Genomic DNA, 22,865 nt, shown 5'->3' on the forward strand with positions numbered 1-22,865 from the left:
TGGCCTCAACGGGGCAGCAGGCTTTCGCCGGCGTAGAGTTCCTGCACGCTTTCGCGACGGCGTACTTCGAAGGCCTCGTCGCCATCCACCAGCACCTCGGCGGCGCGGCCGCGGGTGTTGTAGTTGGAGCTCATGACGAAACCGTAGGCACCGGCCGAGCAGACGGCCAGCAGGTCGCCCTCGGCCAGCTCCAGGATGCGGTCCTTGGCAAGGAAGTCGCCGGTTTCGCAGATCGGTCCGACGATGTCGTAACGGCGGCCTTCGCCCCGGCGCGGCTGCACCGCAACGACGTTCATCCAGGCCTGGTAGAGCGCCGGGCGGATCAGGTCGTTCATCGCCGCGTCGACGATGGCGAAATCCTTGTGCGCGGTGTGCTTGAGGTATTCCACGCGGGTCAGCAGCACACCGGCGTTGGCGACGATCGAGCGACCCGGTTCGAACACCAGCGCCAGGCCGCGACCTTCGATGCGCTGGCGCACGGCCTGGATGTAGTCGCCGGCCAGCGGCGGCTGCTCATCGCGGTAGCGCACGCCGAGACCGCCGCCCAGGTCCAGGTGACGGATGTGGATGCCGCGCGCGGCCAGGCGGTCGATGAGCCCCAGCAGGCGGTCCAGCGCATCGAGGAACGGCGGCAGACTGGTCAGCTGCGAGCCGATATGGCAGTCGACGCCGACCACTTGCAGATTCGCCAGCTCGGCGGCGCGGGCGTAGACCGCTTCGGCATCGGCGATGGCAATGCCGAACTTGTTCTCTTTCAGCCCGGTGGAAATGTACGGGTGGGTGCCGGCGTCGACGTCCGGGTTAACCCGCAGTGACACCGGAGCCTTGACGCCCAGCTCGGCGGCGACCTGCTGCAGGCGCTCCAGCTCGTCGGTGGATTCGACGTTGAAGCAGTGCACGCCGACTTCCAGCGCGCGACGCATGTCGTCGCGGGTCTTGCCGACGCCGGAGAAGACGATACGGTCCGGCTGGCCGCCGGCGGCCAGCACGCGCTCCAGTTCACCGCACGAGACGATGTCGAAGCCTGCGCCGAGGCGCGCCAGCACGTTCAGTACGCCCAGGTTCGAATTGGCTTTGACGGCGAAGCAGACCAGATGCGGCATGCCATCCAGCGCATCGGCATAGGCCCGGTACTGGGCTTCGATGTGCGCGCGCGAATAGACGTAGGTCGGTGTGCCGAAGCGTTGTGCGAGGGCAGGCAGCGCCACGCCCTCCGCGAAGAGTTGACCGTCGCGGTACGAGAAGGCCTCCATGATCAGCCTCCTTTAGAGTTCGAAACGGTCTTTGGAACGTTCTTTGGCGGTGGCCTCGTCGTCCGGCAGATACAACGGGCCTTTCTGGCCGCAGCCGCCGAGAACGGAGGCGAGAACGGCGAGCGCGACAAGGGGAAGCAGCAGACGCTTCATGGGGGACAATCCTTGAAAAATCGAATGGCCGGAGTATACCCAGCACCCGGCGGATTGCCTATCGAGCAGCCGCGGCGGCGGCGCCGGCTCGCCTGGTTTGCGACGGGCCTGCTAAGCTCGCGTCCTCGATGCGACCGCCGGTCGCTCGCCACCTTGAGGACCCCCCGCATGAGCCTGAGCGAAGCCCGCTACCACGATCTCGTCGACGCCGCCCAGGAAGAGGTGGAGGATGCATTCGACGATAGCGCTCTGGATGTCGATCTGGAGAACTCCGGCGGCGTGTTGACCGTGCGTTTCGCCAACGGCAGCCAGCTGATTCTCAGCCGCCAGCCGGCGCTGCGCCAGCTGTGGGTCGCGGCACGCTCCGGTGGTTTTCACTTTGATTACGACGAGGAGGCCGCGCTGTGGGTCTGCGACAGCAGCGAGGAGCGCCTGGGTGAACTGCTGGCGCGCGTCACCCAGGAGCAGGGCGGCGAAGCGCTGGCTTTCGAGGACCTCTGAGCGGGCCCCACGCGGCTCTCTTTGCTAATTCGAGCGGCTGTGATACGGTCGCCGCAGGTCACAAAACCCCGCCTTCGGGCGGGGTTTTGCTTTTTTTGCGTTTGGATTTCACAGGAGCGAGCCAGAACCCATGACCAGTGCACCGTCGATCATCCTTACCCAACTCGATCTGCAGCGGCTCGAACGGCTGCTCGACAGCCTGGACGAGTACGGCCCGGCTGCCGAAGCGCTGGAGCAGGAGTTGTCGCGGGCGAAGGTCGTCTCGCGCAGCGAGATGCCCGCTGGCGTCGTGACCATGAATTCGCGCGTACATTGCCGTGAGGAGGGCAGCGGCAAGGATTACCACCTGACGCTGGTCTATCCGCAGGATGCCGGCAAGCCGGGCACCGTGTCGGTTTTGGCGCCGGTGGGCACCGCGCTGCTGGGCATGAGCGTTGGCCAGCACATCGACTGGCCGACCCCGGGTGGCAAGGTCATCAAGCTCACGCTGCTGGAAGTCGAATACCAGCCGGAAGCGGCGGGCGACACCGGCCTGTGATGCCGGCGGCCGCGCGGCGCGCTCAGAGCTGCGCCAGCGCGGCGTTCAGCGCGGCTTCGAGCCGCGCCTTGTAGCGCAGCAGCTGCACCGTCTGGCTGCGGCCGCTGCCATGCATGCCCGAGAGATCCAGGTCGGTGATGTAGCAGGGGTAGCGCTCGCCATCGCGGCGCTGCGACAGAATGTGTTCGGCGACCGCGATACACAGCCGGGCGCCGTATTCCAGCTCGGAAAACTCCCGGTGGTTGCAGTACAGCGTCACCTGCGAGCGCGTCTCGCCCGGTTCGACAATGGCCTGCACTTCGTAGCAGGCATCGCTCGTCCCGCCCTGCGGTAGCGCGCGCCGCTCCACGCTGGCCGACGGTTCGCGCGGGTCGCCGTGCAGGCGGTAGAGCTGAATGTCGAAGGCCGCCTCGCCGTCATCCCCGTGCAGCGGCACACGAGCGTTGCGCCGATACTCCACCGACCTCAGGAAGCGCAGCAGCGGCATCAGTAACTGCTGTTCGTCGCGGCACGGCAGGCGCTGGCACCACAGTGCGTTGCACTCGTCGAGAATGCTCAGCTCGGCCGTCTCGCCGCGTATGCGATAGAACAGCTGCAGGCAGTCGGCGCGCGCCAACGGCAGAATCAGGCGCAGGTCATCGTCCTTGAGCGCATGCCGATCGAGCCGCAGCGGACGATAGACGTGATGCGCCTCGCCCAGATGGGCGAGCAGCGCGGTGCGGTCGTTCAGGCTGGTGGCGCGGACGCTGTCGGGCCGGCGTTCGAGCAAATGGAACTGCTGGCGCACCTGCAGCAGGTAGCGACTGTGCACGCGGGCGAGCTGCAGGCGTGCCTCCAGCAGCAGCTCCTCGACTCGCCGTGCGATGGCCGCCCCGCGATTGCGCGAGAAGCAGCGCACCTGCAACTGCGGGACTCCGTCGCCATCGGCCGGCAGGCTCTGCAGATGGTCGCGCAGGCAGTCGGGCAGTGCATGCGGACCTTCGTAGCGGCTGACGATCAGCTCGTTCCAGCTGCTCAGCTGCACCTGATCGATGCTCAGCACCAGATTCTCCCGCGCCGCGGCATAGTCCAGCGGGTCGCTGTGCGCGCCATCGTCGGGCATTTGCAACAGGGAGCGCTGGTCGAGCGGATCGAGGCCGATGTTGACCAGCAGCAGCACCGTGCGCGGCTGCGCGGTGGCGAGCAGCGTCTGTGCATCGACCGGCGACAGGGGGAGCGGCAATGCCTGGCGCAGCTCGCTGAGCAGGTTGAACAGCTCCTGCTCGCTCAGGCCGCTGTCGCCGGCGAACAGCGAGACACGCGTCCCGGCATCGATCACGCCGTTGCGGTGGCACCAGGCGAGCAACGGGATCAGTTCGCGCGTGCGCTTGAGCGGGGCAAAGTTCGCCCACTCCTGGGCGTTCAGGCTGCCGGTGAACAGCGACCAGCACAGATCACCGGCGGCGTCCTCGCCATGCACCAGCGTCAGGCTGTCCTCGGCCATGTTCGGCGAGATACCGATATTGAGCACCTCGACCTTGCCGACCTTGCGCTCGATGGTGGCGAACAGGCGACGGCCGAGCACGCTCAGGTCGCGGCGGCTGACCGAGCTGGCGGCCTGCTGCTGGCGGGTGAAATCGCTGAGAAAGCGGTAGCCGAGCGCCAGCTCGTTGGCCAGCGCCTGGCGTTCCTGCATGACCTGGCGCACCTTCCACCGGCTGCGGTCGTCGAGCCGGGCGAGCAGGCGCTCGTCCCACTGCCAGTCGCGTACCAGCTGCTCGAGCAACACGCGTTGCCAGCTCTTGTTGCGGTTGCGCGGGGGGCGGCTGAGCGGGCGGTTGACCTTCAGGTACAGGCAGCGCCGGGCCAGCTCGAGGCGCTCGGGTGCGTCGCGGTCGCGCAGGTATTGCTCGATGGCGCGATAGGCGCAGATGTACGGGTCGAGCTCCTCGATCTTCAGTTGGCCGGCGTACACCGCTTGCTTGAACGCCAGCGCCAGGCAATGCACCTGCGGATGCTGGCTGGCGTAGACCTCCACCAGCAACAGCTTGAACAACGACTTGTAGGGCGCTTCGATGGCCTTGTACAGCTGCCAGAGCCCGGCGCCGACGAACTCGCCGGGCGGTATCTGCTGCAGATGGCCGAGATCGAGCACGTCCTCGGCGCGGACGAAACGCCGCTCCAGCAGGGTTTCCACATAGCTGTGGTAGCGGTGTTCCTCGTAGGCCGGCACCAGCCACCAGACCGGCGTGCGACCGCCGAGCCAGATCGCCGTGCGATAGAACTCATCGAGCAACAGGTAGTGCTGAGTGGTGCCGCAGTCGTCGGAGGTGAGCTGCGTCTCGCGCTGGCCCTGGGTGAAGCGCTGCGGGTCGACCAGGAAGAAATGCGCTTCGCTGCCCAGGCTGGCAGCCCAGGCCGTCAGCAGGTCGCATTTGCGGCGCAGTTCGTCGAGCTGGCGGGCATCGAGTGCCGGATCGTGGCAGACCCATACGTCGAGGTCGCTGTGTTCCTCCTGCGCCACGGTGCCGAGGCTGCCCATCAGGTACAGTCCCCAGATCGGCTGGTCCGGGCGGCCGCGCAATGGTTTGTAAGTGAACGAGCGGGTCAGGCGCTGTGCTTCGGCGAGCAATTCGGCATCCGGCTCGAAGCTCGACAGTCCCGCCGGCGTGCTCGCCGCGACATAGCCGGGCAGCAGCGGATGGTTGACGTGAAACAGCAGGGGCAGCAGCTTGAGCGCCTGCTGCTGGCGCGTCGACATCCCCTGCATCGCACGCTCCAGACGTGCCGCGCTCAGCGTCAGAAACCGCGCGCGCAGGGTAGCAAGCACCTTGCGGTCGATGCCTTCCTCGAGAATCGGCTGGATGGGTGGGGTGCGGGTCATTGCGGTGTGCAGGTGGGACGACTTCTGTTCATCGGCCGCTCGCTGCGTGGCTTGAGGCTGGCACATGGCCAGACCTCAAGCGGGCGTCAGCGCCGGCGCTGCCGCCCGGATCGCTGCTGGTGGCGCGGTTCAGGCGCTGGCGGTCTCGCAGAGTATGGTCAGCAGGGTTTGCGCCTGTTCGGCGGCGTCGCGCCCCAGGCTGGTGAGATAACCGCCGTCGACCTGAGTGATCAGGCCCTTGGCATGCAGCCGGGCGAACGCGGCGATGGTGGACGGGCTGGCCTCGTGATGGACCTTGAGGCCTTCCTGCAGATTTTCCAGATTGAACTGTCGAAGGACTTCCAGTTCGGCGACCAACTCAGGGGTGTACGACATGCTCGCTCCTCGAATGGTGGGCCATTCGGCCCTTGCTCGCTGAGTGTAGTTGCTGGTCGCGAGCCTGCCTTGATCCAGGTTCGGGTTCGGCGCGATTGCCGGCCGGTGCCCGCTACGCCTGCTCTGGCAGTTCCGGCAGGTTGCGCAACAGGGCTTCGTAGGCAGCGCCGTCGAAGGGACGATCCTCGGCGAGCATGCGGCGGATTTCATGGGCCAGGGCCAGCGCCATCATCTGCACGCTTTCCTCGCGTTCGTAGCCGACCAGCGTCAGCTTGTTCAGGGTTGCCTGGGCGGCGGCCGGCTCGCCGGCCTCCAGCTGGTTCTCGATGGCCTGAATCAGTGTGGCCTCGGCGAAGGCCTCGTCGTCTTGCTCGATCTCGTTGGACATTGCGCGGTTCTCTTCGGCTGGCGACGGGTTGGCGGTGTCCAGCTGGCACAGCGTGCAGCTGCCGTCGTCCGGTTGATTGGTCTCGATGTAGCGTACCCGCCGGTGAGCGGCCTGGCGATCTGCGCTGATGCGGTAGCGCGGGCGGTCGGACTCGGACATGCGGTTTCTCCTCGATTGTGCGGCTCTCCGCCGCCTGACGGGCCAGCCGCCGGCGACCGCCTTCAGTCCAGCAGACTTAGCGTCAGGCAGAGTACGCCGAACAGGCCCCAGACCAGCGAGAAAATGATCGGCGTGCGCAGCGAGAACAGCAACGTCCGCTTGTAGCGTTTGCCGCCCGCGGGGCTGGTGCCTTCGCCGAACAGCGCCGATTCGTTGTTCGGCAGGATGCCGACGCGTCCCTCCAGCTGCAGCAGCTCGGCCTGTTTCTGGTGCCAGCGCTCGATGACTTCGAAGTTCGAGCGGATACCAGGCATCGCATGCAGCGACGTCAGCAGCCCGAGCAGCGCCAGCACTGCCGGTACCACCAGGCGGAACAGGTTGCCCCAGTCGGGGTTGCTGTTGGCCATCGACGAGGCGAAGGCGATCATCAGAAACGATTGCGAGGCCAGATAGGCGCTGGTGCGCTCGGCCAGCAGCGAGGATTCGAAATGGATTTCGGCACGGTAGAAGAGCAGGCGTTCGCGCGGCGACTCGAAGAGTTCGCCGCCCTGGGTGTCTTGATTCAACAGCAGCGTGCGCAGGTTGGCCATGCGATGTCTCCGCGAATGGAGGAAGGCGGATTCGCCGTCGACTGCTTGTACGTCAAGCGCGCTGCGTGAGAGTTCCTCGACGATCAGTGATCCGGCCGTGCGCGCGGGCGGTCGCCAGGGGTATCGCGGCATTGCCAGAGCAGCACCGCCAGCGCCAGATAGGCCAGCGACCAGCACCCCGCGGCCAACAGCAACCAGGGCGTTGGTTGCAGGCCCAGCATGGCCGGAACGATGCGTGCCAGCGCGGCCAGGCTGAGCAGCAGCGCGAACGGGTGAATCCAGCGCCGCGCCTCGGGATCGCGGAAGCGTTGCACCAGCCGCGTACGTCCCATCACGCCGAAGGTCAGGCTGCCCAGCGCACCGACGCTCAGCGCATGCAGCGTGGCGGTTGCCGGTAGCGTCGGGATCAGCGCGCTCAGACCGAGCAGCAGCAGGCCGAGGACGAGCCAGGCGTAGCCGAGCAGCAGCACCAGCAGGTCCGGTCGTGCGCGGCAGTGCCAGGGCTGCCAGCGCAGCAGGCGAATCCCGCTGAGCACGCTGGCGGCGACCAGCATGGCGGCCGCCAGGCGCTGCAGTAGCAGCCAGGGCAGCGGCGCCAGCAGCAGGGCGAGCGCCAGCAGGATCAGCACCGCACCTTCCAGTTGCGGCTGCACGCGGGCGTCCAGCCGGCGCCCTTCATTCTGCGCGTGGCCGGCCAGCGCCGGGGCGAGGACGCGCCCGCCCATGAAGAACAGCAGGGCGGCGAGCAGCAGCAGCGCCTCGTGCTGCAGCAGACGCAGCACGCCGTAATCGAGACCGGTGGCGGTGACCGCGCTGAGCAGTGCCAGCCCGCCGACCACCGGCGCGACGGACTGGTTGCGCCACTTCTTCGCCGCGCCGACGAAGCGCGGCAGCACTTTCCACGCCAGCCCGGCGGCGAACAGCAGCGTCGCCCCCATCTCCAGCCAGGAACCGGGCCAGAACAGCGCGCCGCCGCGCGCCAGCAACCAGCAACCGAGCAGTGACAGGATCAGCCGCAACGGCTGCGGGCCGAGCAGGTAACCGGCGATCACCGCCAGGGCAAAGCCGAACAGCATTTCCCGCGCATGGCCGACGGGCGTGGCCAGCCCCGGCAGCGCCGGCAGCAGGCCCAGCAGGCCGAGTACCGAGACCGGCAGCAGCACGGCCGCATACAGCGCGGCGGCGGGGAAGAACCAGGCGTTAGCGAAAGGAAGACGCGGTTTGCGCGGGGGCATGGGCGCCTCCTGAGCGGAGCGGGCCGGCGCCCGCTCCGAGGGTGGATCAGCGGCTGGCGAGCAGGTCGCGGCCACGCTGCACGGCGGCACGCACCTGCTGCGGCGCCGTACCGCCGATATGGTCACGGGCGTTGACCGAGCCTTCCAGGGTCAGCACGGCGAACACGTCGTCAGTGATCTGATCGCTGAACTGGCGCAGCTCGTCGAGGCTCATCTCGGCCAGGTCCTTGCCGGTCTGTACACCGTACTTCACCGCGTGGCCGACGATCTCGTGGCAGTCGCGGAAGGGCAGGCCCTTGCGCACCAGGTAGTCGGCCAGGTCCGTGGCGGTGGAGAAGCCGCGCAGCGCCGCTTCGCGCATGATTTCGCGCTTGGGTTTGATCGCCGGAACCATGTCGGCGAAGGCGCGCAGACTGTCGCGCAGGGTGTCGGCCGCGTCGAACAAGGGCTCCTTGTCCTCCTGGTTGTCCTTGTTGTAGGCCAGCGGCTGGCCCTTCATCAGCACCAGCAGGCCGGCCAGCGCGCCGAACACGCGGCCGGTCTTGCCGCGCACCAGCTCGGGCACGTCGGGGTTCTTCTTCTGCGGCATGATCGAGGAGCCGGTGCAGAAGCGGTCGGGCAGGTCGATGAACTGGAACTGCGCGCTGGTCCAGAGCACCAGCTCTTCGGAGAAGCGCGACAGGTGCATCATCGCCACCGAGGCGGCGGCACAGAATTCGATGGCGAAGTCGCGATCGGAGACGCCGTCCAGCGAGTTGCCGGAGATCGCTTCGAAGCCCAGCAGCTCGCAGGTGATTTCCCGCTGGATCGGGTAGGTGGTGCCGGCCAGCGCGGCCGAACCCAGCGGCATGCGGTTGGTGCGCTTGCGGCAGTCGACCAGACGTTCGTAGTCGCGGCTGAGCATCTCGAACCAGGCCAGCAGATGGTGGCCGAAGGTCACCGGCTGCGCGGTCTGCAGGTGGGTGAAGCCGGGCATGATGGTATCGGCTTCGGCCTCGGCGAGACCCAGCAGGCCCTGCTGCAGGCGGGTGATTTCGCCGAGGATCAGGTCGATTTCGTCGCGCAGCCACAGGCGGATGTCGGTCGCGACCTGGTCGTTGCGCGAGCGGCCGGTGTGCAGCTTCTTGCCGGTGATGCCGATGCGGTCGGTCAGGCGCGCCTCGATGTTCATGTGCACGTCTTCCAGGTCGACGCGCCAGTCGAAGGTGCCGGCCTCGATCTCGCCCTGGATGTCCTTCAGGTTGGTGATGATCTGCTCGCGCTCATCGGCGCTCAGCACGCCGGCTTTTTCCAGCATGGTGGCGTGGGCGATGGAGCCCATGATGTCGTGGCGGTAGAGGCGCTTGTCGAACTCGACGGAGGCGGTGAATCGGGCGACGAAGGCGTCGACGGGCTCGCTGAAACGGCCGCCCCAGGACTGGTTGGTCTTGTCGGTGCTCATGTATGCGCTCGCTGAAATCCGAAGGCTGAGGAAAGGCCGCGATGATAGCAGGGATGGCGCGGCGATCGGGCACGGCCGGAAGGGTGAGCTGGCTGGCAAATCCACGCTTTTCCGGCGCTCGCGGTCGGTGGCTGGCTTGCCGATGTCGGAGGGCGCACGGAAACTGCCGGGCGGGCAAACCGACAGGCTGATCAAGTGAAATCCACTGGCGTAACCGACGATTTCTTCATTCCAGAACTGTGCCGCGCGGAGGCGCTGCTCGGTCTGGTGCTGCTGGCCGAGTTGCTGGTGCTGGTGCTGGTGCTGGCCGAACCGATGCAGCCGGGCTTTGACTGGATGCGCCTGGCGCTGACTTCGTTGTTCGTGCAATGGATCGTGCTGCTCTCGGCCGGCACGCTGTGCCTGCTGCGCCCGCTGCTGGCGCAGCTGCGGGCGGCGCTGGCGGGGCTGGTGTGCTGCGTGCTGGTGGTCGGCCTGGCGCTGGCCTGCACCGCGGTGGCCGATATTTATCAGCTCGCCGGACCGCTGCAGCGCGAGGGCGAGGTCAATCTGTACCTGCGCCACGCGCTGATCAGCCTGATCATGTCCGGGCTGCTGCTACGCTACTTCTACCTGCAGAGCCAGTGGCGACGCCAAGAGCAGGCCGAGCTGCGCGCGCGAATCGAATCGCTGCAGGCGCGGATCCGCCCGCACTTCCTGTTCAACAGCCTGAACAGCATCGCCAGCCTGGTCGCGCTCGATCCGCTCAAGGCCGAACAGGCGGTGCTCGATCTGTCCGACCTGTTCCGCGCCAGCCTGGCGCGCCCCGGCACGCTGGTGGCCTGGCAGGACGAACTGGAACTGGCGCGCCGCTATCTGTCGATCGAGCAGTACCGCCTTGGCGACCGCCTGCAGCTGCAATGGCAGATCGACGAGGTGCCGGCGGACCTGCCGATACCGCAGCTCACGCTGCAGCCGCTGCTGGAAAATGCGCTGGTGTACGGCATCCAGCCGCGCATCGAGGGCGGCCTGGTCAGCGTGACGGCGAAATATGCCGACGGCGTGTTCAGCCTGGAGGTCAGCAACCCGTTCGACGAAGCGGCGCAAACGCAGGTTTCGCGCGGTACTCGCCAGGGTTTGCTGAATATCGACGCACGATTAGCGGCACTTTTCGGGCCGCAGGCGAGTCTCAGCGTGGAGCGCCGTGATGGCCGCCACTACACCTGTCTACGCTATCCATGTGCGAGACAAAAGCAGGAAGCCTGACCTCTATGAATGTGCTGATTGTCGATGACGAACCTCTGGCCCGCGAGCGCCTAAGCCGACTGGTAGGTGACCTCGACGGTTATCGTGTCCTCGAGCCGACCGCGAGCAACGGCGAGCAAGCCCTGTCGCTGATCGAAGAACTGCGCCCGGATATCGTGTTGCTCGATATCCGCATGCCCGGCCTCGACGGCCTGCAGGTCGCCGCCCGGCTGTGCGAGATGGACGCGCCACCGGCGGTGATCTTCTGTACTGCCCATGACGAATTCGCCCTCGAGGCCTTCCAGGTCAGCGCGGTTGGCTATCTGGTCAAGCCCGTGCGGCCCGAGCATCTGGTCGAAGCGCTGAAGAAGGCCGAGCGTCCCAACCGCGTGCAGCTCGCCGCGCTGACGCGCCCCGCGGCGATTTCCGGTGGCGGGCCGCGCAGCCATATCAGTGCGCGCACGCGCAAGGGCATTGAGCTGATCCCGCTGGACGAGGTGATTTATTTCATTGCCGACCACAAATACGTGACGCTGCGTCACGCCGGCGGTGAGGTGCTGCTGGACGAACCGCTGAAATCGCTCGAGGACGAGTTCGGTGAGCGCTTCGTGCGTATCCACCGCAATGCGCTGGTGTTCCGCGACCGCATCGAGCGCCTGCAGCGCACGCCGTTGGGGCATTTCCAGCTGTACCTCAAGGGGCTCGAGGGCGAGGCGCTGACGGTGAGCCGACGGCATGTGGCCGGTGTGCGCAAGCTGATGCAGAGCCTCTAAGCGCATTCTCGGTGCACGGTGGCGGCCCGTCGCCGGCTGGCCGTCGCGCCGCGCCGGGTCGCCGGTGCGTGCGGCGGCGTTCCTTGATTCCTGCCAACCCAGCGACGCCGCCGGCCCTGTTATCATCGCCGGCAATTCACTGGTTCTGGATTAGCCCATGTCTCGCGAAATTCGCATCGCCACCCGCAAGAGTGCCCTGGCCCTGTGGCAGGCCGAATACGTCAAGGCCCGCCTGGAGGCGTCGCACCCCGAACTCACGGTCAGCCTGGTGCCGATGGTCAGCCGCGGTGACAAGCTGCTCGACGCGCCGCTGGCGAAGATCGGCGGCAAGGGGTTGTTCGTCAAGGAGCTGGAAACCGCGCTGCTGGAGAACGAGGCGGACATCGCCGTGCACTCGATGAAGGACGTGCCGATGGAGTTTCCCGCAGGGCTCGGCCTGTACTGCATCTGCGAGCGCGAAGACCCGCGCGACGCCTTCGTCTCCAACAGCTATGACAGCCTAAATGCGCTGCCGGCCGGCAGCGTGGTCGGTACTTCATCGCTGCGCCGCCAGGCCCAGCTGCTGGCGCGCCGTCCGGACCTGAAAATCCAGTTCCTGCGCGGCAACGTCAACACCCGCCTGGCCAAGTTGGATGCCGGCGAGTACGACGCCATCATCCTCGCCGCCGCCGGGTTGATTCGCCTCGGCTTCGGCGAGCGCATCCGCTCCAGCATCGGCGTCGACGAGAGCTTGCCGGCCGGCGGACAGGGGGCGGTCGGCATCGAATGCCGCAGCGCCGACAGCGAAGTGCACCAGCTGCTCGCCTGTCTGAATGATCCCGCGACCGCCACGCGCGTCACCGCCGAGCGTGCGCTGAACAAGCGGCTGAATGGTGGCTGCCAGGTGCCGATCGCCTGCTACGCGGTACTCGAGGGCGAGCAACTGTGGCTGCGCGGTCTGGTCGGGCAGCCCGACGGTAGCCTGCTGCTGCGCGCCGAGGGTCGTGCGCCGGCCGCCGACGCTGAAGCGCTGGGCGTGCGCGTCGCCGAAGACCTGCTGGCGCAGGGCGCCGAACGGATTCTCCAGGCGGTCTACGGCGAGGCCGGTCACGCGTGAGCGGCTGGCGCCTGCTGCTGACCCGGCCGGCCGAGGAATGCGCCGCGCTGGCGGCGACGCTGGCCGAGGCCGGAATCGACAGCGCCAGCCTGCCGCTGCTGGCGATCGAGCCGCTGCCGGAAACCGCTGAGCAGCGCGCAACCATTCTCGAACTGGATCGTTACTGCGCCGTGGTCGTGGTCAGCAAGCCGGCCGCGCGCCTGGCGCTGGAACTGCTCGACCGCTACTGGCCGCAGCCGCCGTTCGGCCAGCGCTGGTTCAGCGTCGGCGCGGCGACCGGGGCGATCCTCGCGGACTACGGCCTGGACGTCAGCTGGCCGCAGACCGGCGACGACAGCGAAGCCCTGCTGGCGCTGCCGCAACTGGCTGAGGCGCTGGCGGTACCGGCGCCGAAGGTGCTTATCGTGCGCGGCGAGGGCGGTCGCGAGTTTTTCGCCGAGACCCTGCGCGCGCGCGGCGTGCAGGTCGACACGCTGGAGCTTTACCGCCGCTGCTTGCCTGAATATCCGCCGCATGCGCTGATGGATCTGGTAGAGGCGCAGCGGCTCAATGGCCTGGTGATCAGCAGCGGCCAGGGGCTGCAGTCGCTGCACGCGCTGGCCGGCGCCGCCTGGCGCGATCTGCTTGAATTACCCTTGTTCGTACCCAGCCCCAGGGTCGCTGAGATGGCTCGGCAGCTGGGCGCCCGACGAATCGTGGATTGCCGTGGCGCTGCCGCCGCGGCCTTGCTGGCGGCCGTACGCAGCACACCGCGGCCTGCCTTCTGAAGCAAAGGATGGAAATGTGAGCGAAACAGACAAGAACGAGCCGCTGCAATCCCCGGCCAGCACGCCGGATCCCATCGCTAACGACGCCCGCAAGAATGCCCCGGCCAAACCTGTCCGCCAGGGCGGCGGCAAGGCGCTGCCTCTGCTGGCCCTGCTGTGCGGCGTCGCCGGTATCGCCGTGGCTGGCTACAGCGTCTGGCAGGTGCAGCAGTTCGCCGCTCGCGATGCACAGCAGGCGCAGGCGCTGCAGACCGCCGACGCGCAGGCGCAGCGTCTGGCCGAGGCCGATCGGCAGCTGGCCAGCCGTCTGGCACCCTTGGAACAACTGCCATCGCCGGCCGCGCTGGACGAGCAGCGGCGTCTGCTCGCCGCCCTGCAGAGCGACCAGCAGCGTCTCTCCGGCCGCGTCGAGCAGGTGCTCGGCGCCAGCCGCGAGGAGTGGCGGCTGGCTGAGGCCGAACATCTGCTGCGCATGGCAATGCTGCGCCTGTCGGCCATGCAGGACGTGAAGAGCGCCGAGATGCTGGTGCACGAGGCCGACCTGATCCTGCAGAAACAGGATGACCCGGCCGCGTACGCCACCCGGCAGAAACTGCTCGAAGGACTCGAAGGCCTGCGCAGCCTGCCGGATCTGGACCGCACCGGGCTGTTCCTGCAGCTTGGAGCCCTGCGCGGGCAGACCAGCCGGCTCAGCGCGCTGGCGCCGGAATTCATCAACGGTGAGGCGCTGCCGGGCGATGCGGTGCAAAGCCGCTGGCAACGCTGGCTCGACGAGCTGATGCGCTACGTGCGCATCGACTTCGACGCCGGCACCAACGTCAAGCCGCTGCTCGCCGGCCAGAGCCTGGCGCAAGTGCAGCTGGCGCTGTCGCTGGCCATCGAGCAGGCGCAGTGGGCGGTGCTCAACGGCAATACCGAGGTTTACCAGCAGTCGCTGGAGCAGGCGCGCAGCATGCTGCAGGACCACTTCAGCGAGGACAACGGCGACGCCCGCGGGCTGCGCCAGCGCATCGAGGCGCTCGCTGGACGGCAGGTTGCGGTGACGCTGCCTGACCTGGCTCCGGCCCTCAAGGCGTTGCAGGTCTACGTGCAGAAGCGTGAAACCCAGGACGGCAGCGAGCCGGCACCGGCGCAGCCGGCGGCCGAGGCGGAGCAGGAGGCACAGCGCACATGAAACGTCTGGCCCTCGTTCTCATTCTGATCCTGGCGATCGTCGGTTTTCTCGGCTGGGCCATCAGCCAGAGCGCCGGTTACGTGCTGATCACCTACGATCGCTTCCGCTACGAATCCAGTTTCTGGGTTTTCCTGGGACTGATTGCCGCCTTCTGGCTGCTTGCGGTGCTGCTGCACCGCCTGCTGGGGGTGCTGCAGCTTTCCGGCGCGCTGGTCAACCCGTGGTCGCGGCGGCATCGCGCGCGGCGCGTCGAGAACGCTTCGCGGCGTGGCATGCGTGAGTTGGCCGAAGGGCAATGGCAGCATGCCCTCGGGCACCTGCGTACCGCCGCCGAGCACGACCGTCAGCCGCTGGTGCATTACCTGGGCGCGGCCCGCGCGGCCAACGAACTGGGCGAACATGAGCAGAGCGACGAATTGCTGCGTCAGGCACGGGAACGTGAACCGCAGGCCGCGCTGGCCATCGGCCTGGCGCAGGCACAGCTGCAGATCGCGCGCGGCCAGTACGCCGAAGCACGGGCGACGCTGAGCGCGTTGCACGACGAGCATCCGCGCCATCCCTATCTGCTGGTGCAGTTGCAGCAGCTCTATGTGCAGTTGGAGGACTGGCCCGCGCTGTGCCGGCTGCTGCCGGATCTGCGCAAGCAGCGCGTGCTACCGGCGGCGCGTCTGGACGAACTGGAGCGGCTGGCCTGGACCGCCGCTGTCGAGCAGGCCGCACAGACCGAGGCTGGCACGGCGGAAGAGGCGCGCCAGGCGCTCGAACAGCGCTGGCAGTCGGTACCCGCTGCGTTGCGTCACGAACCGCTGCTGGTGCGCGCCTACGCCGACGGCCTTAGCCGGCTCGGCGCCGAGGCGAAGGCCGAGGAGGTGCTGTACGCCGCGCTCAAACGCCAGTTCGATGATCGCCTGATCGAGCGCTATGGTTGCGTCCAGGGACGCGATTCGGCGCGTCAGCTGGCCCATGCCGAAGGCTGGCTCAAGGCGCACCCGGATAACGCCGCGCTATTGCTGGCGCTTGCCCGGCTGAGTTTGCGTAACGAGCTGTGGGGCAAGGCGCGCGATTATTTCGAGGCGAGTCTGCGCATCGAGCATCGCCCGCAAACCTGCGCTGAGCTGGCGCGCCTGCTGGCCCAACTGGGTGATGCGCAGCGCAGCAACCAGCTGTTCCACGAGGGGCTCGGGCTGCTGGATCGCAACCTGCCGGCACCGCTCTGACAGTGAGCGACGCCCGCCGTCGCGCGGGTGTCGCCGTTCGCAAGCCAGGCGGCGGCCGCTTGTAAGCGGTCGCCGCTTTCCTCTACCGTAGCGGGCTTTTCCTGCTTGCGGAGCTCCCATGAACCTGGCCAGCCCACGTTCGCTTTTCCTTCTCGCCTTCCTTGCCTGCGTCGCGATGATGGGGGCTGCGCTGTATCTGGAGCATGTGGTCGGCCTGGCGCCTTGCCCGCTGTGCATCGTGCAGCGTATCTGTGTGATCGGCTTCGGCGTGGTCTGTCTGATCGCCGCGCTGCATGATCCGGCACTGACCGGCCGGCGCCTGTATGCCGCGTTCGCGTTGCTGTTCGCGGTGGCCGGAGGCGCCACGGCGATCCGCCAGATCTGGCTGCAGAGCGTGCCGGCCGAAGAGCTGCCGAGCTGTCTGCCGAGTCTGGAATACATGATGGAGGCGCTGCCCTTCCAGGAAATCGCCCGTCTGGTGCTGCACGGCACCGCCGAGTGCGCAGAGGTCAGCTGGACCCTGCTGGGCATGAGCATTCCCGAGTGGACGCTGCTGGCGTTCATCGCCATGGCAGCGTTCTGCGGCTGGCAGATGCTGCGTCGCGGCTGATCGTCGCGCTTCATCAGCGAACCTGCTTCCCGTTCGACGGTCAGTGAGAAAGCGCAGATGATGGCTCGGGCACTGTAATTCCGGCGCTCACCGGCAGCCAGAATGCAGGGGACAGGCGGGCGGAAAAAACGCCGGCATTGCTTGAAGCCTGCTGCGCGGCAGCATAGTCTGCTCGTGCGGTGACGGAAATTCGCCGTTTGCACCGCCACTCACCCAAGGCCGATACCGAAAGACAAAAAAACGTCTCGGAAAGGCGAAAAAGTATTTCGATTAGGGAAGTGAGGTCATCATGCTCGAGAGCTGTCGGAACGCCCAGGAACGCTGGGGTGGTGTGCATCTGCTGATCGACCGTTGGCTGCAGGAGCGTCATGCGCTGGTCGACGCATTCGACGGGCTGCATGTGGAAAGCGATTCCGCGACACGCCAGGCCCTGCAGAGATTCTGCCAACTGCTGGTTGACTACGTGTCCGCCGGCCACTTCGAGATATACGAACAGCTGCTTGCCGAGGCCAAGGCCTTCGGCGACGCGCGCGGCATCGAATTGGCCAAGCAGATCTACCCGCGCATCGAAGTCATCACCCAGGTGTCGCTCGCCTTCAACGATCGCTGCGAAAAGGGTGACTGCCTCGGCAGCCCTGGATTGGGTGACGAGCTCCGACAGCTGGGCCAGCTGTTGCATGAGCGCTTCGAGCTGGAAGACTGCCTGATCGAAGTGCTGCACACCGCGCACAAGCAGGTTGCCGTCACGGCCTGAGCCTCTGGATCACGTTCCGTTCACCGCGCCGGCGGGCCTGACAGGCCCTCTGGCGGGCGGCTTGGCGCGCGTCTAGTATGGCTGCATCGAACCCGCCAGGAGGCACCTTCATGCCCGCAAAGAAGAAGTCGGTTAACACCCCGCTGCATCTGCTTGAGCAATTGGCGAACACCCTCGTCGACCACTTGGACAAGGCCTGCCAGCTGGCACTGCAGGATGCCGAAAGTACGCTGGGCAAGCTGGAGAAGCAGCGCGGCAAGACCCAGGAACGGTTGGCGAAGGCCCGTACGCGACTGGATGAAGCCGGTCGCGCTGGTCGCGCCAAAGCCCAGGGTAAGGCGCGCGCGCGCATCGACGAGCTGGAGGAGCTGATGGCGTTGCTGCAAGCGCGCCAGAGCGAGATGCTCGGTTACATTGCCGAACTCAAGCGCGACATCGCTCAGAGCCTGCATCTGGCGCAGGGCGTGCGTCAGGTGGGTGACTCCGCCGCGCAGGCGTTGCAGACGCGCAGTTCATCTGCGGAGACGGCATCGAAGAGCGCCAGTGCGCCCAAGCCGGCAGCTCGCAGCAGTCGTGCCTCGGCTACCACCCCCAAGCCGGCCACCGCCGGGGCGCGTACGGCGAAGGCGCCGGCGAGCAAGCCTGCCGCCAAGGTCGAGCCGCAAGCGGCTACGCCGGCGGCCAAACCCGCGCGCAGCAGACCGGCCGCGAGCAAGCCGGTTGCCACGCCGAAGCCGGCTGCCCAGAAGCCGGTGGCGCGCAAGCCGGCCAAGTCCAGCGGCGCCACCACTCAGGCGCCGCGCAGCGCCAGCTGAGTCCGCCGCGCCGCGTCGCGCAGCACCGCCAGGGCTGCGCGACTGCTTTCGCTGTCCACGGGCAGCAGCGCTTCCAGCCAATGCGCCTGCTCAGCGCCCGTCGGCCAGGTGTCACAGCAATGTTCTAGGCGTTCCAGCAGGACGCGTTCTCCTTGCAATTCCAGCGATTTGAGCTGTTCGCGTAGCCGATTCAGCGCCGCATCCTGCTGCGCGGCCGCGCGCCATTGCTGACGCAGCTGGCGCAGAGAGTGGAGATGTTGCTGCAAGGGTGTGGCGATTGCCATGAGTTGTCCCAAGCGCACTGGATCGGATGCGCTGCCGCGCACCTCCAGCCAGGCGCCACACAACAGCAGGCAGACGTCGGCACCTTGCGCTTGCAGTTCCAGACAGGCGGACTCCACGCCGGGTCGGGCATAGCAGGCGAGAGCGAAAGACCAGAGATCGGCGGTAGGCATGGGCTCGGTTTTTTTTGTCGGCGCCCGACCGCATTTCGGGCGAGCTGATAAACTCCGCCGCCATTATGATCCGACTTCAGAACCTCACTCTACAGCGCGGCCCCCAGCGTCTGCTGGAAGGCGCCGAGCTGACCCTGCATCCTGGCCAGAAGGCCGGTCTGGTGGGCGCCAACGGTGCCGGCAAATCCACCCTGTTCGCGTTGCTGCGCGGCGAGCTGGTGCCGGACGGCGGCGACTGCCAGCTGCCGCCGGACTGGCGCATCGCCCATATGCGTCAGGAAATCGAGACGCTCGATCGGCTGGCGGTGGATTATGTGCTCGATGGCGACGTCGAGTTGCGGCGCATCCAGCGTGATCTGGCCGTGGCCGAGCAGGCGCACGACGGCAACGCGCTGGCGCGCCTGCACACCGAGCTGGACAACGCCGACGGCTACAGCGCCGATGCGCGCGCGCGCAAGCTGCTCGCCGGACTGGGCTTTTCCCACGCGCAGATGGCCCTGCCGGTCGGCAGCTTCTCCGGTGGCTGGCGCATGCGCCTGAACCTGGCGCAGGCGCTGATGTGTCCGTCCGAGCTGCTGCTGCTGGACGAACCGACCAACCACCTCGATCTCGATGCGATCCTCTGGCTGGAGGACTGGCTGAAGAACTATCCGGGCACGCTGCTGCTGATTTCCCACGACCGCGATTTCCTCGATGCGGTGGTCGATCACGTCATTCATCTCGAACAGCGTACGCTGACGCTCTATCGCGGCGGCTACTCGGCCTTCGAGCGCACCCGTGCCGAGCGCCTGGCGCAACAGCAGCAGGCGTACGAGAAACAGCAGGCGCAGCGCGCGCACATGGAGAGCTTCATCCGTCGCTTCAAGGCAAAGGCGACCAAGGCACGTCAGGCGCAGAGCCGGATCAAGGCGCTGGAGCGCCTCGAGGAGTTGGCGCCGGCCCATGTCGATTCGCCGTTCGATTTCAGCTTTCGCGAGGCCGACAAGGTGTCAAGCCCGCTGCTCGATCTGGCTGAAGGCCGGCTCGGCTACGGCGACAAGACCGTGCTGGACAAGGTCAAGCTGCAGCTGGTGCCCGGTGCACGGATCGGCCTGCTGGGACCGAACGGTGCGGGCAAGTCGACGCTGATCAAGACCCTGGCCAACGAGCTCAGCCCGATCGCCGGCCGCCTGCAGCGCGGCGAGAATCTGGTGATCGGCTATTTCGCCCAGCATCAGCTGGATGCGCTCGACCCCAAGGCCAGCCCGCTGTTGCATCTGCAGCGCATCGCACCCGGCGAGCGCGAGCAGACCCTGCGCGACTTCCTCGGTGGATTCGATTTTCGTGGCGAGCGCTGTGATGAGCCGGTGCTGAATTTTTCCGGCGGCGAGAAGGCACGACTGGCGCTGGCACTGATCGCCTGGGGCAAGCCGAACCTGCTGCTGCTCGACGAACCGACCAACCATCTCGATCTGGAAATGCGCCTGGCGCTGACCCTGGCTCTGCAGGAGTTCGAAGGCGCGGTGCTGGTGGTTTCCCACGACCGCCATCTGCTCAAGAGCACCACCGACGAGTTTCTGCTGGTGGCCGACGGTCAGGTGCAGTCCTTCGACGGCGATCTGGAGGATTACGCACGCTGGCTGGTGGATTACCGCGCGCGCCAGCAGCCCACGACGGTCAACGACGGCGCGCCGGATAAGACCGACCGCCGCGCCCAGCGCCAGGCCGCCGCTGCGCTGCGCCAGCAGCTGGCACCGCACAAGCGGCACGCCGACAAGCTGGAGAAGGACCTTGGCGGCGTGCACGAGAAGCTGGCCGAGCTGGAAGATCGACTCGGCGACCCGGCGCTCTACGAGGCGGCGCGCAAGGACGAGCTGCGCGAGCTGCTGGCGCGTCAGGCTGAGCTGAAGGTGCGCGAAGGCGAACTGGAGGAGGCCTGGCTGGAAGCGCTGGAAACCCTCGAGCGCCTGCAGGCGCAGCTGGAGGCCAGCGCATGAACGAGCGCCTGTTGACCCTCTTCGGCCCGTGGCGCGAACCGCTGCTGCTTGGCCTGCAGGTGCTGTTGATCCTGCTGGTGGCCTACGTGCTGCAGCGCCTGGTGGCGCGCGGTCTGACCCGCCTGGGCAGTCGCTATCCGCTACCGCCGGAGTTGCTGCTGCCGGTGCGTGGCGGCATCCGCTGGTTCATCATGGGTGGTGCGCTGATCATGGTTCTGGAGCGCCTCGGCGTATCCGCTACCGTACTGTGGACGGCGATTTCCGGCTTCGTCGCGGTGGCGGCCGTGGCCTTCTTCGCGATCTGGAGCGTGCTGTCCAACCTGCTCTGCGCGGTGCTGATTCTTACCGTCGGGCCGTTTCGGCTTGGTGATGTGGTGGAGATCGTCGAGGCGTTCGACAAGCCCATCGTCAAAGGCCGCGTGAGCGATATCAATCTGCTCTACACCACCCTCGAGGAGAGCGCCGAGAGTGGAACCGGTGCCATCGTTCAGGTGCCCAACAGCTTGTTTTTCCAGAAAGCCGTGCGCCGCTGGCGCGGCAGCGAACTGCAGTTCACCCCACAACCCCCCAACGAGAAGTAAACCCTTATGGAATGGCTGAGCAACCCGGAAATCTGGGTCGCATTTCTAACCCTGACCGCCTTGGAAATCGTCCTCGGCATCGACAACATCATCTTCATCTCGATCCTCGTCAGCCGGCTGCCCAAGGCGCAGCAACCGAAGGCGCGCTTCTTCGGTCTGGCGCTGGCGATGGGTACGCGGATCTTGCTGCTATTGTCGATTGCGTGGGTCATGCGCCTGACCGACGACCTGTTCACCGTCTGGGAGCAGGGCGTCTCCGGACGCGACCTGATCCTGTTCTTCGGCGGTCTGTTCCTGTTGTTCAAGAGCACCATGGAAATCTGGCACAGCGTCGAAGGTGAGGAAGAAGAACAGCACGGTGCCGGCGGCGCGGTGAAGGCCGGCTTCCTTGGCATCATCCTGCAGATTGCGGTGATCGATATCGTCTTCTCGCTGGACTCGGTGATCACTGCGGTGGGCCTGGTGCAGAACGTGCCGGTGATGGTCGCGGCCATCGTCATCGCGGTGCTGGTCATGATGATGTCGGCAGGCACCATCAGCGATTTCATCGAGAAGCACCCGACCCTGAAGATCCTGGCGCTGTCGTTCCTCATCGTGGTCGGCACCCTGCTGATTGCCGAAGCCTTCGGTGTGCATGTACCCAAGGGCTATGTCTACTTTGCGATGGCCTTCTCGCTGGGCGTCGAAGCGCTGAACATCCGTATGCGCAAGGCGATGGGGCGCAAGCTCAAGGAGCCGGTGAAACTGGGTAAGGACGTGCCGGACTGATCGCCGGCCTCGCAGCGCCCGACCTTCGTTCACCAGGAGATGGAACATGACGCTTGAAACCTGGCTTGCCTTCTTCGTCGCCTGCTGGGTGATCAGCCTGTCGCCTGGTGCGGGGGCGATCGCCTCGATGTCCTGCGGGCTGCAGTACGGCTTCTGGCGCGGCTACTGGAATGCCATCGGCCTGCAGCTGGCGCTGGTCCTGCAGATCGCCATCGTCGCCGCCGGTGTCGGCGCGGTGCTGGCGACCTCGGAACTGGCGTTCGGCCTGATCAAGTGGTTTGGCGTCGGCTACCTGCTGTGGCTGGCATTCAAGCAATGGCAGGCGCAACCCGAAGCGCTGGACGATTCCGCTGCGCCGCGGCCGATCGGGCGGCCGCTAAGCCTGGTGCTGCGCGGCTTCCTGGTGAATGCCAGTAATCCCAAGGCAATCGTGTTCATTCTCGCAGTGCTGCCGCAGTTCCTCGATCCGCAGCGACCGCTGGTGCTGCAGTACACGGAAATGGCCGCGACGATGGTGGCGGTCGATCTCATTGTCATGGCCGGTTATACCGGCCTGGCTGCCCGGGTGCTGCGCCTGCTGCGTACGCCGCACCAACAGCGGCTGGTCAATCGCAGCTTTGCCGTCATGTTTGCCGGTGCGGCCGCGTTGCTGGCGACCGTCAGGCGCGCCGCCACGTGAGCACGCAGCGAATGCGCGTCTGGATCGACGCCGACGCCTGCCCGCGTGCCGCCAAGGATCAGGTGGTCAAGTTCGCCCTGAAGCGCGGCTTCGAGGTGTGGCTGGTAGCCGGGCAGAGCCAGGTGAAACCGGCGTTCGCCTGTGTCCGGCTGGTCGTGGTGCCGAGCGGTCCGGATGCGGCTGACGACTATCTGGTCGAGCATGCCGTTCCGGGCGATCTGGTGATCTGCAGCGACGTGCCGCTGGCCGATCGTCTGGTGAAGAAGGGCGTGGTCGCGCTCGATCCGCGCGGGCGCGAGTTCGATGAGCGCAACATGGGCGAGCGCCTGGCGGTGCGCAACCTGTTCACCGATCTGCGCGAGCAGGGCCAGGTCGGCGGCGGTCAGGCCGCCTATGGCGAGCGCGAGCGCCAGGCGTTCGCCAATGCCCTGGATCGGCTGCTGACGCAGCTGATGCGGCACCAGTAGGGCGGGCGGCATC

The 22,865-nt window shown here is 66.8% G+C and carries 25 protein-coding genes; 16 read left to right on the top strand and 9 right to left on the bottom strand.

What is annotated here, in order from left to right:
- Positions 1–5: 5 nt before the first annotated feature.
- A complete protein-coding gene (gene lysA, locus U8L64_RS14860) occupies positions 6–1,253 on the bottom strand; it encodes a diaminopimelate decarboxylase (protein WP_333398146.1) in 1,248 nt (415 codons plus the stop codon).
- Between the two features lie 12 nt (positions 1,254–1,265).
- A complete protein-coding gene (gene lptM, locus U8L64_RS14865; protein ID WP_037020009.1) occupies positions 1,266–1,406 on the bottom strand; it encodes an LPS translocon maturation chaperone LptM in 141 nt (46 codons plus the stop codon).
- Between the two features lie 168 nt (positions 1,407–1,574).
- On the opposite strand from lptM, the gene cyaY reads away from it, so the two are divergent.
- Both cyaY and rnk read left to right on the top strand, forming a co-directional pair.
- The gene (gene cyaY, locus U8L64_RS14870; protein WP_043297889.1) at positions 1,575–1,907 is read left to right on the top strand and encodes an iron donor protein CyaY; all 333 of its coding nucleotides are present in this window, start codon (positions 1,575–1,577) and stop codon (positions 1,905–1,907) included.
- Positions 1,908–2,037: 130 nt separating this feature from the next.
- Positions 2,038–2,445, top strand: a complete 408-nt coding sequence (gene rnk, locus U8L64_RS14875) for a nucleoside diphosphate kinase regulator (RefSeq protein ID WP_008568359.1) — start codon at positions 2,038–2,040, stop codon at positions 2,443–2,445.
- A 22-nt stretch (positions 2,446–2,467) separates the two neighbouring features.
- Here rnk and U8L64_RS14880 read toward each other — a convergent pair whose 3' ends face one another.
- The 6 genes from U8L64_RS14880 to argH all read right to left on the bottom strand — a co-directional run bounded on the left by U8L64_RS14880 (position 2,468) and on the right by argH (position 9,496).
- Complete coding sequence (locus tag U8L64_RS14880) at positions 2,468–5,308, bottom strand: class I adenylate cyclase (RefSeq protein WP_333398197.1); 2,841 nt, start codon at positions 5,306–5,308, stop codon at positions 2,468–2,470.
- 129 nt (positions 5,309–5,437) lie between these two features.
- Positions 5,438–5,683 carry a TIGR02647 family protein gene (locus tag U8L64_RS14885; RefSeq protein WP_043297890.1) on the bottom strand — a complete coding sequence of 82 codons (246 nt, stop codon included), beginning with the start codon at positions 5,681–5,683 and terminating at the stop codon, positions 5,438–5,440.
- Between the two features lie 112 nt (positions 5,684–5,795).
- On the bottom strand, positions 5,796–6,230 hold the full coding sequence (locus U8L64_RS14890) for a hypothetical protein (RefSeq protein WP_175415069.1): 435 nt from the start codon (positions 6,228–6,230) through the stop codon (positions 5,796–5,798).
- A gap of 62 nt (positions 6,231–6,292) precedes the next feature.
- Positions 6,293–6,820: a hypothetical protein gene (locus U8L64_RS14895; RefSeq protein WP_043297891.1), complete on the bottom strand. Its 528-nt coding sequence runs from the start codon at positions 6,818–6,820 to the stop codon at positions 6,293–6,295.
- An 83-nt stretch (positions 6,821–6,903) separates the two neighbouring features.
- On the bottom strand, positions 6,904–8,055 hold the full coding sequence (locus U8L64_RS14900; protein ID WP_333398147.1) for an NnrS family protein: 1,152 nt from the start codon (positions 8,053–8,055) through the stop codon (positions 6,904–6,906).
- 46 nt (positions 8,056–8,101) lie between these two features.
- The gene (gene argH / locus U8L64_RS14905; protein ID WP_333398148.1) at positions 8,102–9,496 is read right to left on the bottom strand and encodes an argininosuccinate lyase; all 1,395 of its coding nucleotides are present in this window, start codon (positions 9,494–9,496) and stop codon (positions 8,102–8,104) included.
- A 195-nt stretch (positions 9,497–9,691) separates the two neighbouring features.
- Between argH and U8L64_RS14910 the strand changes: the two genes are divergently transcribed.
- From U8L64_RS14910 to U8L64_RS14950, 9 genes are all read left to right on the top strand, one after another.
- Positions 9,692–10,741: a sensor histidine kinase gene (locus tag U8L64_RS14910; RefSeq protein WP_054094434.1), complete on the top strand. Its 1,050-nt coding sequence runs from the start codon at positions 9,692–9,694 to the stop codon at positions 10,739–10,741.
- A gap of 5 nt (positions 10,742–10,746) precedes the next feature.
- The gene (locus tag U8L64_RS14915) at positions 10,747–11,493 is read left to right on the top strand and encodes a LytR/AlgR family response regulator transcription factor (RefSeq protein ID WP_333398149.1); all 747 of its coding nucleotides are present in this window, start codon (positions 10,747–10,749) and stop codon (positions 11,491–11,493) included.
- Positions 11,494–11,650: 157 nt separating this feature from the next.
- Positions 11,651–12,589, top strand: a complete 939-nt coding sequence (gene hemC / locus U8L64_RS14920; RefSeq protein WP_333398150.1) for a hydroxymethylbilane synthase — start codon at positions 11,651–11,653, stop codon at positions 12,587–12,589.
- Positions 12,586–13,356: a uroporphyrinogen-III synthase gene (locus U8L64_RS14925; protein ID WP_043297898.1), complete on the top strand. Its 771-nt coding sequence runs from the start codon at positions 12,586–12,588 to the stop codon at positions 13,354–13,356. Before hemC ends, U8L64_RS14925 begins: the two co-directional genes overlap by 4 nt.
- A gap of 16 nt (positions 13,357–13,372) precedes the next feature.
- Entirely contained in the window at positions 13,373–14,530 is a 1,158-nt protein-coding gene (locus tag U8L64_RS14930; RefSeq protein WP_333398151.1) for a uroporphyrinogen-III C-methyltransferase, read from the top strand.
- Complete coding sequence (locus U8L64_RS14935; protein ID WP_333398152.1) at positions 14,527–15,747, top strand: heme biosynthesis HemY N-terminal domain-containing protein; 1,221 nt, start codon at positions 14,527–14,529, stop codon at positions 15,745–15,747. The genes U8L64_RS14930 and U8L64_RS14935 overlap by 4 nt, the downstream gene beginning before the upstream one ends.
- Before the next feature lie 118 nt (positions 15,748–15,865).
- Positions 15,866–16,357, top strand: a complete 492-nt coding sequence (locus U8L64_RS14940; RefSeq protein ID WP_077682707.1) for a disulfide bond formation protein B — start codon at positions 15,866–15,868, stop codon at positions 16,355–16,357.
- 289 nt (positions 16,358–16,646) lie between these two features.
- The gene (locus U8L64_RS14945; protein ID WP_043297902.1) at positions 16,647–17,111 is read left to right on the top strand and encodes an Rsd/AlgQ family anti-sigma factor; all 465 of its coding nucleotides are present in this window, start codon (positions 16,647–16,649) and stop codon (positions 17,109–17,111) included.
- 110 nt (positions 17,112–17,221) lie between these two features.
- Positions 17,222–17,926 carry an AlgP family protein gene (locus U8L64_RS14950; RefSeq protein WP_333398153.1) on the top strand — a complete coding sequence of 235 codons (705 nt, stop codon included), beginning with the start codon at positions 17,222–17,224 and terminating at the stop codon, positions 17,924–17,926.
- Here U8L64_RS14950 and U8L64_RS14955 read toward each other — a convergent pair.
- A complete protein-coding gene (locus U8L64_RS14955; RefSeq protein ID WP_054094440.1) occupies positions 17,902–18,381 on the bottom strand; it encodes a TIGR02444 family protein in 480 nt (159 codons plus the stop codon). The genes U8L64_RS14950 and U8L64_RS14955 overlap by 25 nt on opposite strands.
- Before the next feature lie 65 nt (positions 18,382–18,446).
- Here U8L64_RS14955 and U8L64_RS14960 point away from each other — a divergent pair, with 65 nt between their 5' ends.
- The 5 genes from U8L64_RS14960 to U8L64_RS14980 are packed head-to-tail and all read left to right on the top strand — an operon-like array spanning position 18,447 to position 22,852.
- Positions 18,447–20,357: an ATP-binding cassette domain-containing protein gene (locus U8L64_RS14960; protein ID WP_333398154.1), complete on the top strand. Its 1,911-nt coding sequence runs from the start codon at positions 18,447–18,449 to the stop codon at positions 20,355–20,357.
- On the top strand, positions 20,354–20,938 hold the full coding sequence (locus U8L64_RS14965) for a mechanosensitive ion channel family protein (RefSeq protein WP_333398155.1): 585 nt from the start codon (positions 20,354–20,356) through the stop codon (positions 20,936–20,938). Before U8L64_RS14960 ends, U8L64_RS14965 begins: the two co-directional genes overlap by 4 nt.
- A 6-nt stretch (positions 20,939–20,944) precedes the next feature.
- Positions 20,945–21,706, top strand: a complete 762-nt coding sequence (locus U8L64_RS14970) for a TerC family protein (protein ID WP_043297906.1) — start codon at positions 20,945–20,947, stop codon at positions 21,704–21,706.
- Between the two features lie 46 nt (positions 21,707–21,752).
- A complete protein-coding gene (locus U8L64_RS14975; protein ID WP_234303210.1) occupies positions 21,753–22,385 on the top strand; it encodes a LysE family transporter in 633 nt (210 codons plus the stop codon).
- 11 nt (positions 22,386–22,396) lie between these two features.
- On the top strand, positions 22,397–22,852 hold the full coding sequence (locus U8L64_RS14980; RefSeq protein WP_333398198.1) for a YaiI/YqxD family protein: 456 nt from the start codon (positions 22,397–22,399) through the stop codon (positions 22,850–22,852).
- The last annotated feature ends 13 nt before the right edge of the window (positions 22,853–22,865 follow it).

It is taken from the genome of Pseudomonas sp. FIP_A4 (assembly GCF_036701605.1).
Taxonomy (GTDB): domain Bacteria; phylum Pseudomonadota; class Gammaproteobacteria; order Pseudomonadales; family Pseudomonadaceae; genus Stutzerimonas; species Stutzerimonas phenolilytica.

Excerpts from the sequence above, each read along its gene's own strand:
- lysA (WP_333398146.1), bottom strand. The coding sequence starts at position 1,253 with ATGGAGGCCTTCTCGTACCGCGACGGTCAACTCTTCGCGGAGGGCGTG.
- lptM (WP_037020009.1), bottom strand. The coding sequence starts at position 1,406 with ATGAAGCGTCTGCTGCTTCCCCTTGTCGCGCTCGCCGTTCTCGCCTCC.
- cyaY (WP_043297889.1), top strand. The coding sequence starts at position 1,575 with ATGAGCCTGAGCGAAGCCCGCTACCACGATCTCGTCGACGCCGCCCAG.
- rnk (WP_008568359.1), top strand. The coding sequence starts at position 2,038 with ATGACCAGTGCACCGTCGATCATCCTTACCCAACTCGATCTGCAGCGG.
- U8L64_RS14880 (WP_333398197.1), bottom strand. The coding sequence starts at position 5,308 with ATGACCCGCACCCCACCCATCCAGCCGATTCTCGAGGAAGGCATCGAC.
- U8L64_RS14885 (WP_043297890.1), bottom strand. The coding sequence starts at position 5,683 with ATGTCGTACACCCCTGAGTTGGTCGCCGAACTGGAAGTCCTTCGACAG.
- U8L64_RS14890 (WP_175415069.1), bottom strand. The coding sequence starts at position 6,230 with ATGTCCGAGTCCGACCGCCCGCGCTACCGCATCAGCGCAGATCGCCAG.
- U8L64_RS14895 (WP_043297891.1), bottom strand. The coding sequence starts at position 6,820 with ATGGCCAACCTGCGCACGCTGCTGTTGAATCAAGACACCCAGGGCGGC.
- U8L64_RS14900 (WP_333398147.1), bottom strand. The coding sequence starts at position 8,055 with ATGCCCCCGCGCAAACCGCGTCTTCCTTTCGCTAACGCCTGGTTCTTC.
- argH (WP_333398148.1), bottom strand. The coding sequence starts at position 9,496 with ATGAGCACCGACAAGACCAACCAGTCCTGGGGCGGCCGTTTCAGCGAG.
- U8L64_RS14915 (WP_333398149.1), top strand. The coding sequence starts at position 10,747 with ATGAATGTGCTGATTGTCGATGACGAACCTCTGGCCCGCGAGCGCCTA.
- hemC (WP_333398150.1), top strand. The coding sequence starts at position 11,651 with ATGTCTCGCGAAATTCGCATCGCCACCCGCAAGAGTGCCCTGGCCCTG.
- U8L64_RS14935 (WP_333398152.1), top strand. The coding sequence starts at position 14,527 with ATGAAACGTCTGGCCCTCGTTCTCATTCTGATCCTGGCGATCGTCGGT.
- U8L64_RS14940 (WP_077682707.1), top strand. The coding sequence starts at position 15,866 with ATGAACCTGGCCAGCCCACGTTCGCTTTTCCTTCTCGCCTTCCTTGCC.
- U8L64_RS14945 (WP_043297902.1), top strand. The coding sequence starts at position 16,647 with ATGCTCGAGAGCTGTCGGAACGCCCAGGAACGCTGGGGTGGTGTGCAT.
- U8L64_RS14950 (WP_333398153.1), top strand. The coding sequence starts at position 17,222 with ATGCCCGCAAAGAAGAAGTCGGTTAACACCCCGCTGCATCTGCTTGAG.
- U8L64_RS14955 (WP_054094440.1), bottom strand. The coding sequence starts at position 18,381 with ATGCCTACCGCCGATCTCTGGTCTTTCGCTCTCGCCTGCTATGCCCGA.
- U8L64_RS14960 (WP_333398154.1), top strand. The coding sequence starts at position 18,447 with ATGATCCGACTTCAGAACCTCACTCTACAGCGCGGCCCCCAGCGTCTG.
- U8L64_RS14965 (WP_333398155.1), top strand. The coding sequence starts at position 20,354 with ATGAACGAGCGCCTGTTGACCCTCTTCGGCCCGTGGCGCGAACCGCTG.
- U8L64_RS14970 (WP_043297906.1), top strand. The coding sequence starts at position 20,945 with ATGGAATGGCTGAGCAACCCGGAAATCTGGGTCGCATTTCTAACCCTG.
- U8L64_RS14975 (WP_234303210.1), top strand. The coding sequence starts at position 21,753 with ATGACGCTTGAAACCTGGCTTGCCTTCTTCGTCGCCTGCTGGGTGATC.
- U8L64_RS14980 (WP_333398198.1), top strand. The coding sequence starts at position 22,397 with ATGCGCGTCTGGATCGACGCCGACGCCTGCCCGCGTGCCGCCAAGGAT.